The organism is Bradyrhizobium sp. cf659, assembly GCF_900113725.1.
GTDB lineage: Bacteria > Pseudomonadota > Alphaproteobacteria > Rhizobiales > Xanthobacteraceae > Bradyrhizobium.
Genome location: NZ_FOQJ01000006.1, coordinates 248,138 through 263,462 on the forward strand (window position 1 = coordinate 248,138; position 15,325 = coordinate 263,462).

Consider the following 15,325-nt stretch of genomic DNA (forward strand, 5'->3'; position numbering starts at 1 on the left):
TCACATCTCGTATCCGAAATCGGCACCCAGCCTGGCGCGCATGAATGGCGCTCCGGCGTCGACCCAGGACTCCTCCGGGGGCAGCCGCATCGAGACCGCCCGCACCATGAAGACGTCGGGATCGGTCACGCCTTTTGGCTTGGTGCCGTGATCGCGATAAGCCCCGAGCGCCTCGAGGATGAAACGGCGGGTCATCGCGATGCCGGTGTCGCTCGAGCAGAGATTCTCCCGAGTGCGATCGAAGATCGGCGACACGCCGCTCTGGCAGGCGCCGTCCTGCACCCAGAGGCCCGGCAAGCCGGAGAACCAGGTCGTCTTCTGCGCCTCATAGTCGAATTGGTAGCCGTTCTGCGGATTGTACTTCGTCCAATAGCCCGCATAGGGGACGGTGACCGGATGCTGCACCAGGGCATTCCGGCTGGCATGCCCGCTCTCCCGGCCATTGTGGCCTTCCGAGAAGACCTGCCGCGTCTTCGGCAGCAATGGCTGCGAGGGATGATATGAGAACATGATGCAGAGGGTGTTCTCGTCGTCGATCGGCACCCAGGCATGCCCACTGAGGTCGGGAAACGGCATCAACGGCGGCACCAGCGTATAGAACGGCAGCAGGAACTGATTGACGCGCCAGTAAAGCGTGTTGGCGTCGAAGTTGCGCCGCGCCGCAATGCTCATCCCGAAATCCTGCTTGATGCATTCGAACGTCGGGCGAAGGTCGCGCTTCTGAATCCAGGCATTGGTCGAGCCCTGCGAGTCCAAGCGGCCGTGCAGCAGCGGCGCGTGGGCGGAATCGATCTCGCCCTCGACTGCCTGAAGCCAATTGCACTCCTGGACGCGGAGCGAGATGTGTACCTGGTCCTGCGGGACCAGATTCCATTCGAGGTTCGGCAAGGCCGGAAGCTCGGTCTCAGCCGGGCCCATATAGGTCCAGACCATCCCGTTGCGCTCGCGACAGGGGTAGGCCTTGATCCGCACGCGCTCCTTCAGCCGGCTACGGGCCGGCTCGGCCGGCGTGTCGGTCGTGGCGCCCGTCACGTCGAATTTCCAGCCGTGGTAGACGCAGCGGAGCCCGCAATCTTCGTTGCGCGCAAACACCATCGGCGCGCCGCGGTGCGGACAAGCCTGATCGACGAGGCCGACGCGCCCCTCCGAATCCCTGAAGGCGACAAGATCCTCGCCCAGGAGCCTGATCCGCTTCGGCTGCCCGTCAGCAACCAGATCGGCGGAGGGGAGGAAAGGAATCCAATACAAGCGGAAGAGGTCTCCGAGAGGGGTGCCCTTTCCAACCCTTACCAACCGTTCGTTGTCTTCATGTGAGAGCATGATTTCTCCTCCATCGAATGGCGCGGCGTCACGCGCCTCGCTCGCGCGCACCGCGCAACAGTGCGGCAACGCGGCCTGACAATCCGAGATCACGGGCGGTCCAAAGCGGATCAGCCGCGGCGAGCGGCTTTCGCGGCACCGGTGGTTCCCTCCCCCTCTCCACGAGATCCACGATCGTTTCGATCCGGCGCCGCTCAAGCTCTCTCAGGGTTTCCTCGATGACTGCGCCCTCCGCCGTGCAACCCGGCAATTCGGGATAGGACAGCCGGACGACCCACCTGCCGGGCTCGGTCTCCAGCGCCTCGGCCTCGAGAAGGTAGGGAATCGACAGCAGCTCGCGCAGCTCCAAGCAATCCTCCCGGGCAGCACCTCATTTGATACGTATACGTATTATATCAACGAACGACTTGCAATAGCAAATCCGCCCCGAGGGGTCCGAATGCAGCCAAACGACCCAGTGCTTGCGCGCAGGGTTGAGAGCCAAGGTCCGAGCTGCTAACGGCTAAGTCGCATTTCCCGGCGGCAATCAAGGTCCACGACGCGATGTCTACCCACAAGGAAACCACAGACGCGGCGGACCTCGCGCGCAACTGGCGGCTGGAAGGAGGCCTCGGATTTCTCCTCCGCCTGCTCGAAGCGCGTTATGACCTGCTCTACCAGGACTTGACGGGCCAGAGCGACATCACGCCGCGGCAATTCGGCGTGTTGATCGCGCTCTATCAGGATGGCCCGCTCACCCCGTCCGCGCTGGCGGAGCGCATCAGCAGCGATCGCAACACGCTGAGCGAGATGTTGAAGAGAATGGCGGCCCGGAAGCTGATCTCGAAGCGGAGCAACTCGGAAGACCGCCGATCAATTCAAGTCCAGATCACCGCCAAGGGCGAAAACGCCTTGCTCGATGTGGTGCCGGCCGCGGCCGAGCTTCAGAACGCCTTGTTGGCGCCGCTCAGCAAGGAGGACCGCGCACACTTCCTCAAATGTATGCTGACGATCGCAAAGACCGCAGCCGGCGGTAGCTGATCGTCAGGCGTTCGAGCCTTTTCTTCCCGCCGCCCCCGGGCGTGCAGGAACTAATTGCATTTGTGGCAAAGACTTCCGTCCGAATGCGACCTTCGGCGGCATACAGACATCCCTGTCCACCTGTCGCATGTCGTCCCCCGCTAAGCGGAGAAATCATTTCCCCTCTCGACAGCGCATTATTTTGCAACCATAATGGTCCAACCATTGGACAACTAGGGGAGAGTTGCGTCGTCATGTCCTTTACCGAGGAGCAGGTCGCCTTTCGCGATAGCGTTCAGAAAGTCGTCGCCAAGCATGTGGCTCCGATCGCGGCGGAGATCGACGAGACCGACCGCTTCCCCGAGGAGATCGTGAAGATTTTCGGCGAGATGGGCCTGATGCAGCTTTGGGTCCCCGAGCAGTATGGCGGTCCCAACGGCAATCTCACCATGATGTGCATCGCGCGCGAGGAAATATCGAAGGTTTCACCCGCCTGCGCGTCGATTGCCGGCCTCAACACCATGTTCATCATGCCGCTGCTGCACTTCGGTTCGGAAGAGCAGCGCAAGCGCTTCCTGCCGATCATCGCCAGGGGCGGCGTCGTCACGGCCATCGCCATTTCCGAGCCGCAGGCGGGATCGGACGTCTCGGCGCTCAACACACGCGCCCGCAAAGACGGCGACAGCTACATCATCAACGGCCGGAAGCAGTGGTGCAGCTACGGCGTCGCCGCCGACTACATCGTGCTGATGGCGCGCACCAGCGACAGTCCCGGCTCCGACGGCATCAGTGCATTCATTCTCGAGCCGAAGAAAATGCCCGGCATCAGTTTCGGCCGCCATGAGCGCAAGATGGGTTTCCGCGGCGCGCCAAATACGCCGATCTTTCTGGACAACGTCCGCGTCCCCGCCGAGAACCTCGTCGGCGAGGAAGGCAAAGGGTTCAAGGCCTCGATGCGCGCCCTCGATCTCAACCGGCCGACGATCGGCGCGCAATGCGTCGGCCTCGCGCAAGGCGCGTTCGAAGCCAGCCTCGCCTACGCGAAGGAACGAAAACAGTTCAAGAAGAGCATCTCCGAATTCCAGGGCGTCCAGTTCATCCTGGCTGACATGGCAATGCAGATCGAGGCGGCGCGCGCGCTGGTTTACGAATGCGCCCGGGCCGGAGACGTCGGAGACTGGAAGCGCCTCAACCTGCTTGCGAGCATGGCCAAGTGCTTCGCCAGCGACATGGCAATGAAGGTCACGACCGATGCCGTGCAGGTCTTCGGCGGCTACGGCTACACCATGGATTATCCGGTCGAACGGATGATGCGGGATGCCAAGCTGACCCAGATCTTCGAGGGCACCAACCAGATCCAGCGCCTTGTCATAGCGCGCGAACTGCTTCGCTAAGCCAGCAATCATAAAAGTACATCGGGAGGAAATGCCGTGAGCCGTCGATCCGTTCTGACGTGTTGGATTCTCGTCGCTGCGCTGCTGTCGCTTGCGAGCGCACATGCCCAGAAGGCCTATGGGCCGGGCGTTAGTGACACCGAGATCAAGCTCGGTCAATCGACGCCGCTCAGCGGCCCCGCCTCTGCGTTCGGTGCGGGCGCCGGACGGGCCGTGGTCGGCTATTTCGATATGGTCAACGAACGCGGCGGGATCAACGGACGCAAGATCAGCTTCACCCAGCTCGACAATGCCTACAGCGCGCCGAAGGCCATCGAGCAATCGCGAAGACTCATCGAGGATATCGGTGTGCTGGCCGAGGTCGGCACGATCGGAACGGTGCCGAACGTCGCGATCCAGAAGTATCTGAACTCCAAGAAGGTGCCGCAACTTCTGATCACCGCAGGAGGGCGACGCTTCAACGATCCCAAGCAATTCCCTTGGACCGTTCCGCTTTATCCGGACTTCGAGACGGAAGGGCAAGCGGTTGCCAAATACGTCCTCAAGACCAAGCCGGACGCCAAGATCGGCGTGCTCTATCAGAACGACGACTTCGGAAAGGATTATCTGAAGGGTTTGCGCGCGGGACTAGGCGAAAAGGCTGCTATGATCGTGACCCAAGTCTCCTATGAAATCGCCGATCCGACCATCGACTCTCAGATCGTGCAGTTGAAGTCCGCCGGCGTTGACACGCTGATCGAGCAGTCCTCAGCGAAGGCAGCAGCACAATCGATCCGCAAAGTCCATGAGCTGGACTGGCATCCGCTCCACATCATTGGCGGCTCGACAGCATCGGTCGAAACGGTGCTGAAGCCGGCAGGACTCGACGCGTCGCGCGGATTGGTCACCACGCAGTTTCTGAAACAACCGGGCGATCCAGCCTGGGCTAACGACGACGAGGTCAAGGCCTACAAGGATTTCCTGAAGAAGTACGCGCCATCGGTCAACTCCGACGATTATTCGGTTCTCGTCGCCTACATGAACGTCAACACCCTGGGTGCGGTGCTGAAAGCATCCGGCGACGACTTGACCCGTGAGAGCCTGCTTAGACAGGCGACATCCCTCCACGGCCAGCGCATGCCTATGATGCTGCCCGGTATCACCATCAGCACCACGCCCGAAGACTACACGCCGTTCAAGACTCTGCGCATCGCCGTTTTTGACGGCACCAGCTGGACTTTATCGGGCGAACCGATCTCGGCGGATTAGGAGCAAAGAGCCGGTGGCGCGCGTCTCGTGCGCGCCCCACCGCAAGTTTGGCTTTCGTGTTTCGGCACCGCGTCAAACGCGATGCTAAGGGAGACGAAGGCTGGTCGATCAAACACTGATGTGGAAGCCGCCGTTGACGCCGATGTGCTGGCCCGTCGTGTAAGACGCAGCATCTGAAAGCAGGAAGCAGACGGTCTTCACCACCTCATCCGGCGTCGCCCAGCGCGCAAGCGGAATCTGCGCCAGCAGGCCATCACGGAATTTCTCGCCTCGCACCACCTCGGTCATCGGTGTTTCGACCACGCCAAAGCAGATCGAGTTGGTACGGATGTTGTACTTGCCCCATTCCCGCGCCGCGGTCATGGTCATGCCGAGAAGTCCCGCTTTGGCGGCCGCATAGTTGATCTGTCCAACCGAGCCCTTTCGTCCTGCGTCAGACGAGATGTTGACGATGGACCCGCCGGAAGCATCGCCATCCTTGGCGCGCTCGACCAGATGGCGCCCGACGGCCTGCAGCCAGAGGAAGGCGCCGGTGAGATGGACGTCGATGACCTCCTGCCATTGACGCATGCTCATCTTTTCGATCATCGCGGGGCGGATGATACCGGCATTGTTGACCAGTCCGTTCACCGAGCCGAACCGGTTGGCGGCATCTGCGATGGTCTTTGCCGCCAACTCCGCGTCAGTGACGCTGCCGACGACCTTCATCACACGCTCCGCAGGCAAGCTCGCCACGACCGCCCCGAGCGCCTCGCCATTGAGATCGACGGCGACGACGTTCGCACCGAGTTCGATTGCGAGTTCGGCTGTTGCCTTGCCGATTCCCTGTGCAGCGCCGGTGACGACGATCGTCCGGCCTTGCAGTGACACCATGTTCTTCGTCATTGGCCATTCCTTGGTTCGTGGGTAAAGCTTGCTATCCCCGCGCAATCTGCGCGGCCGTTTCAGGTCGTTGCCCAGCCATGGCTGAGCACCAGCGCCTCTCGCTCGACGACGCGCGCCTGAAATGCGATGCGATCGTCTAAACGCCAGCATTCGAGCCGGATCGTATCTCCGGGAAACACCGGCGCGGACATGCGGGCGCGGATCGTCTTCAGCTTCACGGGATCTCCCTCGCAGAAGGTCTCAACCAGGCCGCGGCACGCAAATCCGTAGGTGGCAAGTCCATGCAGGATCGGTCGTGGAAAGCCGGCCTTGGCAGCGAAGGCGGGATCTATGTGCAGCGGATTGAGATCGCCCGAGAGACGATAGAGCACGGCCTGGTTCGGGCGCGTCGGCAAGGTGATCACCCGGTCCGGCGCGCGATCCGGAACAGGCGTCGGCGCAGCCGCGGGTTCGTCGCCGCCGAAACCTTGCGAGAAGCCGCCGTCACCACGCAGGAAAAGCACCTGTTCGCTGATGGCCACCAATTGATTGCTGGCTTCGTCCCATAACTCCTTCTCGACATGCATGACGGCGCCCTTTCCCTCGCCCTTGTCGACCAGGCGCGCGACCCGACTCTTGCCGAGCAGGATTCCGCTCGAAGGAAGTGCAGCATGCATCTGCACGGACTGCTCGCCATGCACCATCTTCGCAAAATTGATCCCGAGCTCCGCGTGATCCCGCATCCAGGCGCCCGGCGAAGCCAGCACGGTCGCCATCGTCGGAAGTGGCACGAGATTCTTCTCGTACACGAGGCGCAGCTGCCGCTCGTCGAGCGGATCGCACGCGGCACCGACACCGAGCGCGTAGAGAATGATGTCTCTTGCCGTGTAGGCGTGGCGAACGTCGCCGGACCGCCAGGCTCGCGTCTTGGCATAATCAACCATGGTCGACAGCTCTCTCCTCGGGAAGGATCAATATCACCTATTGGTCTTTGGTTGAACCAATGATATATGTAGAGGCCGCCGCGGTCAACGACGCCTGGCGGCGGCGTGCTGAGCATGAGCCCGGGAGACCTGATGAGCATTCGACGCAAGGCCTGCATCGCAGGCGCCTATGAACATCCGACGCGAAAGGCACCGGACAAGGCGGTGGCGCAACTGCATGCTGAATGCGCACGCGGGGCTCTTGAAGACGCAGGCCTGAGCCTTGGGGATGTCGACGGCTATTTCTGCGCCGGCGATGCGCCAGGGCTCGGCGCGAACAGCATGGCGGATTATCTGGGGCTCCGCCCCCGCCATGTGGACAGCACCGATACCGGCGGGTCCGCCTATCTGGTTCACGTCTCGCACGCTGCCCAGGCCATTGCCATGGGCAAGTGTGATGTGGCCCTGATCACGCTCGCCGGCCGGCCGCGCAGCGAGGGATCGAGCGGCGTCGCACCGAGGCTGGTCGGCGCAGGAACGCCGGACGTGCCTTGGGAGGCATCCTATGCGCCCGTGACGGTCAACATGTATGCGCTGGCGGCGAACAGGCACATGCACGAGTACGGCACGACCAGCGAACAGCTGGCGTGGATCAAGGTCGCGGCGGCCACCCATGCGCAGTACAATCCGAATGCGATGTTGCGCGAGTCGGTCACGGTCGACGAGGTCCTCGCCTCCCCGATGATCTCCGATCCCCTGCACCGGCTCGACTGCTGCGTTGTCAGTGACGGCGGGGGTGCCCTCGTCGTCGTTCGCCCCGAGATCGCCCGCTCGCTCAAGCGGCCCGTCGTCAATATCCTCGGCGCCGGGGAAGCCATCAAGGGCCAGCTCAACGGCCAGGTCGACCTGACGTTCTCGGGCGCGGCGTGGTCCGGCCCGCGCGCCTTTGAAGAAGCCGGGGTCAAGCCATCCGATATCCAATACGCCTCGATCTACGACAGCTTCACCATTACGGTGCTGATGCAGATCGAGGATCTCGGCTTTTGCGAGAAAGGCAAGGGAGGGCGTTTCGTCGCCGACGGCAATTTGATCTCGGGAGTCGGCAAGCTTCCCTTCAACACCGACGGCGGTGGCCTCTGCAACAATCATCCAGCCAATCGCGGCGGCATCACCAAGGTGATCGAGGCGGTCCGGCAGTTGCGCGGCGAAGCGCATCCGAAGGTGCAGGTCCCCGATTGCAGCCTAGCCTTGGCCCAGGGTACCGGTGGCCTGCTCGGCTCCCGACACGGCAGTGCCACCCTCATCATGGAGCGTGCGTGAGATGACAACGATGTATCAGGACCGCTCGCTTGGCGCAGGCGTGCATGACCCTGCGACCGAACAGTTCTTTGCCGCAACGGCAAACGGATCGCTTCGCATCAAGGTCTGCATTTCCTGCCGCAAGCCGCATTGGTATCCACGCCCCCTTTGCCCCTATTGCCTCGGCGACACCGAATGGAGCGATGCCGCCGGCAAAGGCGTGATCTACAGCGTCAGCGTCACCCGCCGTGCCGGTCCCGTTCCCTATGCGATTGCCTACGTGCGGCTCGATGAGGGCGTCACGATGCTGAGCAATATCGTCGATTGCGATCTCGACTCCGTGCGCATCGGGCAGCGCGTCCATGTCGTCTTCAAGCCAGCCGACGACGGCACGATGATCCCGATGTTCGCCCCCGACCAGGGCTGACGAACCGCGAGGCGGAGTCTTGCTCCGCCATGGGAGCCGGGTATGCCTGCAGTCCGCTAATGGACTCGTGAGAAGCGGATCGGGAGCCGCTTCAGGCCGCCGACGAACGACGTCTCGGTCCAGGCCGGATCGCCAGTCAGTTCGACGCTACCCACGCGCGACAACAGCTCCCGGATAAAGGCGATCATTTCGACCTTGGCGAGATACATGCCAAGGCAGGCGTGGATGCCGAAGCCAAAGCCGACATGGCGGTTTGGCGTCCGATCGGCAATGAATGTGAATGGACGCTCAAAGGCATCCTCATCCCGGTTGGCAGACGGATAGGCCAGCAGCAGGTTGTCGCCTTGCTTGATGGTCTTGCCGCGCAAGGTGTAGGTCTCGGTCGCGGTCCGGAAGAAATGCTTCACCGGAGACACCCAGCGCACCATCTCCTCGACCGCGGTCGGAATGAGATCGGGATTGTCTTTCAGCTTCCGCATCTCCGCCGGATTCTCGATCAAGGCGAGCAAACCGCCCGATAGCGTGGCGCTGGCCGTATCATGACCGGCACTGGCGAGCGCCACGTAATAGGAGGACGTTTCAAACTCTCCGATCGGCTTGCCGTCGACCTCGGCGGTCGCGATGATGCTTGCGAGGTCGTCCTTGGGGTTCTGCCGGCGGTCTTGCGCCACTTCCCTGAAGAAGTTCACATAGGCGAAGGTAGCGTCGATCAGGTCGCTACCGCGCTGCATATCCGGGTCGCCGCCGCCGAAATAGGCCTTGGTGATGTCGAGCAGCCGCTGGCCATGCTCGTCCGGAATCCCCAGGATCAGCATAATGACCTTCAGCGGGTACCACACTGCGACATCGTTGTAGAAATCGCACTCATTGCCTTTCTCCAGCATCTGGTCGACGCTCGCGCGGGCGAGCGAGCCGATGCTCTCTTCGAGACGACGCACCTCACGCGGTTGAAACCAGGCATGCGTGATTTTCTTGTATTTGGCATGCTCCGGATTATCCATGTGATTGATGGCGCGGACCAGCATCGGGCGTCCCGCCATCGCCTCGCGCACCTTGTTCTCGAATTCGATGGACAATATCTTGGTACGGGGCGCGTTGATGAACCGCTCGTTCTGCCGCTCGATCTCGATGATGTCATGGTGCTTGGCGATGGTCCAGAATGGGCGAAATCCCGACGGTTCCGTCCAATGCACCGGATCGCTCTCGCGGAGAGTCGAAAACAGCGTGTGCTGCCTCTCAAGACTTCCATAGGTCTTGTGATCGACGATCGCCTGATCCAAATTCGTGTCCTGCATCGTGTCCTCCTCTTCTTCGTGTTCAGTTCATCCGTAGCACCGGCTTGATGGTTGCCCCGGTCTCCATGTCCTCAATCGCCCGGTTGATCTCGTCGAACGGATAGAAGCTGACGATCCTGTCGAGCGGCAGCCGCTCCTCGCGGAAGAATGCGATGAGCCGCGGCAGGAAGAGGCCCGGCACGGCATCGCCCTCGACGACGCCGCGCACGGTCAAGCCCCCGCCGATCAGAACACTGGCCTCGACCGGAAAGCGCGTCCCACGCGGTGGCGCGGCGACTTGGGCTGACGAGCCTCGCTGACGCAAACATCCGATGGAAGCTGCGACCACTTCGGGAACTCCCGTGGTGTCGAGCGAGTGATCGACGCCGCGGCCCTTTCCCAACGCAGCAACGGCCTTGGCAAGATCCGGCGTCCGCCCGTCGATCGTATGCGTTGCTCCGAGCTCGAGCGCGCGCGAGCCGTTCGGCACGGACATCGACGGCGATAATCGTGCTAGAGCCCGCAAGCCTCGCGGCCATGATTCCCGCCATCCCGACTGCGCCTACGCCGAACACCGCGATCGATGCACCGGCCCGGGGCGACAGAACGTTCAGCACCGCACCCGCACCGGTCTGAATTCCGCAGCCGAGCGGAGCAAGCAGCGCGAGCGGCAAGTCCTTGTCGATCTTGACGACGTTCCGCGCAGTCGCAATGGCATGAGTTGCGAAGGCCGATTGCGCAAAAAAATAACCGCCGAGGTCGGCGCCCCGATAACGAAGCCCCGAGCCGCCGCGCCGCTGTCCGAACAGGTTGATCATTCCGAACTCGTCGCAATAGCCGGGCGCCCCGAGCTGGCATTGTCCGCAAGCGCCGCATGAGCCGAAGCTCATCAAAACGTGGTCGCCCTCGGCCAGTCCGGCCACGCCCAGGCCGACGCGCTCGATCACCCCCGCGCCTTCATGGCCAAGAATCTTGGGCAGCGGCACCGGGATGTGCTGCAGCTTGACAGCGAGATCGGTATGGCAGATGCCGCAAGCTTCGATGCGCACCAGCACCTCGCCAGCGGCGAGATCATCCGCCAATTCGCAGTTGATCAGTTCGAACGGACGCTCCGGCGCATGCGCCACTGCGGCGGTGATCTTCATGCTCGTCCAGTGCTCCGTTGCGAATGCGTCGGTCCGGTCAAACCATGCGGAAGCGGATTCTTTCGGTTTGGATCAATGCAATTGGCAGCGGACCGGCAGCCGCTTGGGCCCGTTGACGAACCAGGAGACGGTCATCGCACCTGGCCCGTCGAGCGCGACCGACGAAATTCGCTGCACCAATTCTTCGAAAAGGATCCGCATCTCGAGCTTGGCAAGATACTGTCCCAGACACAGATGGGGTCCATAACCGAAGGCCAAGTGCCGGTTCGGCGACCGATCAATCCGGAACGCGTCGGGATCCTGGAAGACTGCCTCGTCGCGGTTTGCCGAGGCGTAGCACAGCATGAGCCAATCGCCGCGCCTGATGCGGCGGCCGTCCAGCTCGGTGTCCGCGGCGGCCGTCCGCATGAAATGCTTGACCGGCGTGCTCCAGCGGATCGCCTCATCGACGAAGCCGGGGATCAGGGTTGGGCTGACCTTCAGCTTGTCGAACTGCTCCGGATGCTCGCAAAGCGCCCACATCCCGCCCGCGCTCGAGGACGACGTCGTGTCGTGACCGGCGGTCGCGATCGTCACGAAATAGCTGAGCGCATCCAGATCGGAGATGGGATTGCCGTCGATCTGAGCATTGGCGATAACGCTTGCGAGATCATCGCAGGGATTAGCGCGACGGTTCGCGACCACCGAGGAGAAGAATTCGCCAAACTCCGAGACGACGTCCGAAAGCGCCGTGACGCCGTCATTCTGCCCCTTGCGGGCGTTGTCGGGGTCCTTGGCACCGAAGAACTCCTGCGTCAGGCGCAACATCTTGGGCTCATCGTGAGGATCGACCCCGAGGATGCTCATAACGACCCGGAGCGGAAAGCCGAGCGCGATTTCGGAGACGAAGTCGCAATGTCCGCCGGACATCGCGAGCCGATCGACATAGCTCTTCGCGATGTCGCGGATCTTGCCTTCGATCGAGCGAAGATTGCCCGGCGTGAACCATTTCTGCGTCAACATCCGGAATTTGGGATGATCGGGAGCGTCCATCTGCACCAGCGAGCGGAGCAGGCCATTGCCGCCTGTTTCCGCCTCGATCCTGGCTTCGGCCTTGCGGCTCAGCAGCGCCACCGGGCGATCACTGCTGCGAAACACCTGGCTCTGTTGGCTGACGGTCTGAATGTCCGCATGGCGCGTCACGACCCAAAAGGGGTTGAAGCCGCGAGGGCTGGCCATGCCAAGCGGCTCATTGGCACGCAGCCAGCGATAGGCGTCGAAGATCCGGTGATCGGCATAGGCCGCAGGATCCGTCAGCACCGCCGCAATGTTGTCAGGGATCGCATGATTTGCAGCGCTCAACTGTGGTCCTCTCCCGCGTTGAGCGATCTACTCTGCTGCCGCGACGGATTCGTCTTGTACGCCGCGAAGAACTTTGCTCCGGCGCAGCGCCGCAATCGCCTCCGGGCCCAGGCCCAACAGCTTCTGCAACAGCCGTGGTCCATCCTCGCCGAGCGCCGGCACCTTGTTCCGGACGTTGGCCGCGCTATGCGCGAAGCGGAAGGCCGGATTTGGGATGCGCAACGGCCCGGCCCCGTCGTCGATCTCCTCGAAAACGCCACGCTCCTGGATCGGAGGCAGCGCCATGGTCTCGCGGATTGTTCGATACTGAGAGCACGGCACGCCGGCCTTGGTGAGGGTCGCCTCGCATTCCGCAGCCGTTCTCGACGCGGCCCAATCATCGAGAAGGTTCATCAATTCGGACCAGTGATGCTCGCGGTCCCTGCTCGTGGCAAAGCGCCCATCGCTGATCCATTCGGGATGGCCGACGCCGCGTGCCAGAGCCTCGAAATTATTCTGGCTCACGGGGGCGACGAGCAGGAAACCGTCGCTGGCCTGGGTCGGCCGATATAGCGGCCTGCGGCGCTCAGCCGGGAATTGTGCCTCTTGGCACTCATAGACCAGCATACCAACCATGGCGTCGAGCAAGGACACGTCGACATACTCGCCCTGCCCGGTCTTCAGCATGCGAAACAGGGCCGCTTGAATGGCTCCGAACGCGGTCGAGCCGCCAAGCACGTCGGCGATGAAGATCCCGTTCTTCAGAGGACGCGCAATGTCGCCCTCCTGATAATCGAGGTTCGCCAGGTCATAACCGGAGGTGGCGTGCAGGACCGGCGCGTAGGCACTGCGTCCCGACCACGATCCCTCCTGGCCGAAGCCCGAGATCGAGCAATAGACGAGCTTGGGATTGAGCTTGACCACAGTTGCGTAGTCCAGCGCGAGCCGCTGCATGACTCCGGGGCGGTAATTCTCCACGAGCACGTCGCAATGAGGCACCAGATCATAGATCAACTTGCGAGCCGCAGGTTGCTTGAGGTCGAGGGCGATGCTCCTCTTGCCGGCGTTGAGTTGGGCGAAATAGGCGCTTCGTCCGTGCCGCAGCGGCGGACGCATCCGGATGTGATCGCCTTCCGGCGGCTCGACCTTGATCACCTCCGCGCCGAGATCCGCCATCAGCCGCGTGCAATAGGGTCCGGACATCATGGCGGTGAAGTCGAGCACACGGATCCCGTCGAGGATTCCCGGCCGAGCCGATCCGGTTGGCATATCAATGCTCATTTCAGGTTGCTTTCGGAGACAGCGAGCGCCGCCAGTCGGCTGCCGCCAACCGCGTCGAGATAAGCGCTGGACGAAGCGCCCCGAACATACCGGTCAAGGTAGACGCCGAAGGTCTCTGAGCCGGCGCTGCTCTTCACATACTCCTTCAAATGCGCTTCGTCGGAACGGTACAGCGAAGCTGAGGCCGTCGGATGCGCGCCGAACGGCGCCTCCACAATCGCATCGACCATCGCGCCCGGCAGCTTGGTCAGATGATTGCTGCGCCGGATCGTGTCGGTCGACACAATGCGATCTACCGAGACGATCACCCGCCGAGAGGCCTGCGCGATCATCGCGTCGAAGAAGGGCGGACCCAAGTGCTGGACGTTGCCATGCTCGTCTGCCTGCTGCGCGTGCAGCAGGCAGACATCCGGCTTGACGGCCGCGACGGCGAGCATCTTGCGCTCGCCGGGCATGGACGGCAGCGGCCAATAATGCTCAGGCGCGAATTTCGGCAGATCGGTGCCGAGGTCGGGCACCGGCATGTAGGGCAGGTCGCAAATTCCCGCCCGCAGCCCACCGGCAATGCCAGGTCCGTCCAGATCGTGGACCTTGAGCGCGCCGCTCTCCGCCTGACGACGGAAGTGCGGCGCCAGGCCGAACTGCTCGAAACTGATGAAAACGCAGACGGTGGAGGCAGCACACCCCGCGCCGATCAGCATGTCCGGCGCGATCGAGCCGGGCGCTGGGATGATATGCAGGTTGCGCGCGCCCTTGCGGATCAACGCCCGCACCAGCGCCATCGGCTGCGAGTTGAATATCCACCCTCCCAGCGCAACCTTGGCTCCGTCCTGGATATCAGCGACGGCCTCATCGACGGAAACGATCTTGCTCTTTGTCATGGGAGTTCAGCTTGCCTGTCGGTGATGGAAGGACGCCGGCCGTAGCGATCAGGGAAATTTGCGTCGGAGATCGCCGCGACGATCGATATCTTTGCGCAGCAGTTCGAGCTCATGATCGGTGGGCATTGTCGTCACGGGGGGCGTCCCTTCCACGATGACATCGAAGGCGGTGGAGTCGCGGATCTGCTCGAGGCTCACGCCCGGACTGATCGACTTCAGGCGCATGGCCTTGCTGCCGGGAGCGAAATCGAAAATGCCGAGCGGCGACAGCACCAATTTCGGACCGCCAGGCGGCAACCCCATGCGTTCGCGGGAGTCGCCGCCTTCCATGTGGCCGGGACCGCACAGGAAATCGACCCGCGGCACGAACGCGCTACGGTCATGACGGGTCAGGCAGACGTAGAAGCGCTTGGCGAGACCGCACAGCGCGCTGATACCGACGGTTCCCGGGCCGCGGACGCGCGGCTTGCGCTGGTCGCCAACCACGACCGTATTGATGTTGCCGAACCGGTCGACCTGCAGTGCCGACAGGATGGCAAAATCGAAGAAGTGGACCTTCCAGTCGATGAAGTCGATCATGACCGGCAGATCCATCCAGGCCTCCGCGGACTCGACGTTCTCATAATCGGCCGTGGACAAAAGATGATCCCGGGTCGGATTGACCATTCCGCCCGGGCCGGAAATCCACCACAAGCGCGGCGCCTGCATGCGCCGCGCAAGATTGCAGGCGGCAAGCTGGATGTCGGAGTTGGTGCCGATAATGACCTTCTCACCATCGGCGATATCGCGCGCGAGCAATACCGCCAGCGTTTCACCGAGGGATGGATTTGCGGACATTGCGCCCCCGACCTATTGGTTGAACCATTGCGACAGTATCGGCGGTCGGATACGATGTCAACGGACTAGAGGAGGGGGCGCTAGGTCACGCGGGTCCGCGTCCGGCAATTCGG

At 62.5% G+C, this 15,325-nt stretch carries 15 protein-coding genes and 1 pseudogene; 5 read left to right on the forward strand and 11 right to left on the reverse strand.

Annotated features, from left to right (window positions below):
• Entirely contained in the window at positions 1–1,248 is a 1,248-nt protein-coding gene (locus tag BM118_RS25290) for a Rieske 2Fe-2S domain-containing protein (protein ID WP_244550242.1), read from the reverse strand.
• Between the two features lie 100 nt (positions 1,249–1,348).
• Positions 1,349–1,669, reverse strand: a complete 321-nt coding sequence (locus tag BM118_RS25295) for a type II toxin-antitoxin system HicB family antitoxin (protein ID WP_092188378.1) — start codon at positions 1,667–1,669, stop codon at positions 1,349–1,351.
• 194 nt (positions 1,670–1,863) lie between these two features.
• Between BM118_RS25295 and BM118_RS25300 the strand changes: the two genes are divergently transcribed.
• The 3 genes from BM118_RS25300 to BM118_RS25310 all read left to right on the forward strand — a co-directional run bounded on the left by BM118_RS25300 (position 1,864) and on the right by BM118_RS25310 (position 4,961).
• Entirely contained in the window at positions 1,864–2,340 is a 477-nt protein-coding gene (locus BM118_RS25300; protein ID WP_092188380.1) for a MarR family winged helix-turn-helix transcriptional regulator, read from the forward strand.
• 233 nt (positions 2,341–2,573) lie between these two features.
• Entirely contained in the window at positions 2,574–3,713 is a 1,140-nt protein-coding gene (locus BM118_RS25305; protein ID WP_092188382.1) for an acyl-CoA dehydrogenase family protein, read from the forward strand.
• Positions 3,714–3,749: 36 nt separating this feature from the next.
• On the forward strand, positions 3,750–4,961 hold the full coding sequence (locus BM118_RS25310; RefSeq protein WP_092188384.1) for an ABC transporter substrate-binding protein: 1,212 nt from the start codon (positions 3,750–3,752) through the stop codon (positions 4,959–4,961).
• Positions 4,962–5,069: 108 nt separating this feature from the next.
• Here BM118_RS25310 and BM118_RS25315 read toward each other — a convergent pair whose 3' ends face one another.
• Entirely contained in the window at positions 5,070–5,846 is a 777-nt protein-coding gene (locus BM118_RS25315; protein WP_092188386.1) for an SDR family NAD(P)-dependent oxidoreductase, read from the reverse strand.
• A gap of 59 nt (positions 5,847–5,905) precedes the next feature.
• The gene (locus BM118_RS25320) at positions 5,906–6,769 is read right to left on the reverse strand and encodes a MaoC/PaaZ C-terminal domain-containing protein (RefSeq protein WP_092188388.1); all 864 of its coding nucleotides are present in this window, start codon (positions 6,767–6,769) and stop codon (positions 5,906–5,908) included.
• Positions 6,770–6,901: 132 nt separating this feature from the next.
• On the opposite strand from BM118_RS25320, the gene BM118_RS25325 reads away from it, so the two are divergent.
• Positions 6,902–8,068, forward strand: coding sequence for a thiolase domain-containing protein (locus BM118_RS25325; RefSeq protein ID WP_092188390.1), 1,167 nt, complete (start codon positions 6,902–6,904; stop codon positions 8,066–8,068).
• A 1-nt stretch (position 8,069) separates the two neighbouring features.
• The gene (locus tag BM118_RS25330; RefSeq protein WP_092188392.1) at positions 8,070–8,474 is read left to right on the forward strand and encodes a Zn-ribbon domain-containing OB-fold protein; all 405 of its coding nucleotides are present in this window, start codon (positions 8,070–8,072) and stop codon (positions 8,472–8,474) included.
• A 56-nt stretch (positions 8,475–8,530) separates the two neighbouring features.
• Here BM118_RS25330 and BM118_RS25335 read toward each other — a convergent pair whose 3' ends face one another.
• From BM118_RS25335 to BM118_RS25360, 7 genes and pseudogenes are all read right to left on the reverse strand, one after another.
• A complete protein-coding gene (locus BM118_RS25335) occupies positions 8,531–9,769 on the reverse strand; it encodes a cytochrome P450 (RefSeq protein WP_092188394.1) in 1,239 nt (412 codons plus the stop codon).
• Positions 9,770–9,791: 22 nt separating this feature from the next.
• Positions 9,792–10,244, reverse strand: coding sequence for a zinc-binding dehydrogenase (locus BM118_RS42415; protein ID WP_244550243.1), 453 nt, complete (start codon positions 10,242–10,244; stop codon positions 9,792–9,794).
• 244 nt (positions 10,245–10,488) lie between these two features.
• Positions 10,489–10,893 (reverse strand): annotated as a pseudogene (locus BM118_RS42420) (alcohol dehydrogenase catalytic domain-containing protein); the annotation flags it as partial.
• Between the two features lie 72 nt (positions 10,894–10,965).
• Positions 10,966–12,234, reverse strand: coding sequence for a cytochrome P450 (locus tag BM118_RS25345; RefSeq protein ID WP_092188396.1), 1,269 nt, complete (start codon positions 12,232–12,234; stop codon positions 10,966–10,968).
• 27 nt (positions 12,235–12,261) lie between these two features.
• Positions 12,262–13,494 carry a CaiB/BaiF CoA transferase family protein gene (locus BM118_RS25350; RefSeq protein WP_092188398.1) on the reverse strand — a complete coding sequence of 411 codons (1,233 nt, stop codon included), beginning with the start codon at positions 13,492–13,494 and terminating at the stop codon, positions 12,262–12,264.
• Positions 13,491–14,375 carry a CoA transferase subunit A gene (locus BM118_RS25355; protein WP_092188400.1) on the reverse strand — a complete coding sequence of 295 codons (885 nt, stop codon included), beginning with the start codon at positions 14,373–14,375 and terminating at the stop codon, positions 13,491–13,493. Before BM118_RS25355 ends, BM118_RS25350 begins: the two co-directional genes overlap by 4 nt.
• 48 nt (positions 14,376–14,423) lie before the next feature.
• Positions 14,424–15,212, reverse strand: coding sequence for a CoA-transferase subunit beta (locus BM118_RS25360; RefSeq protein WP_092188402.1), 789 nt, complete (start codon positions 15,210–15,212; stop codon positions 14,424–14,426).
• Positions 15,213–15,325 lie beyond the last annotated feature (113 nt).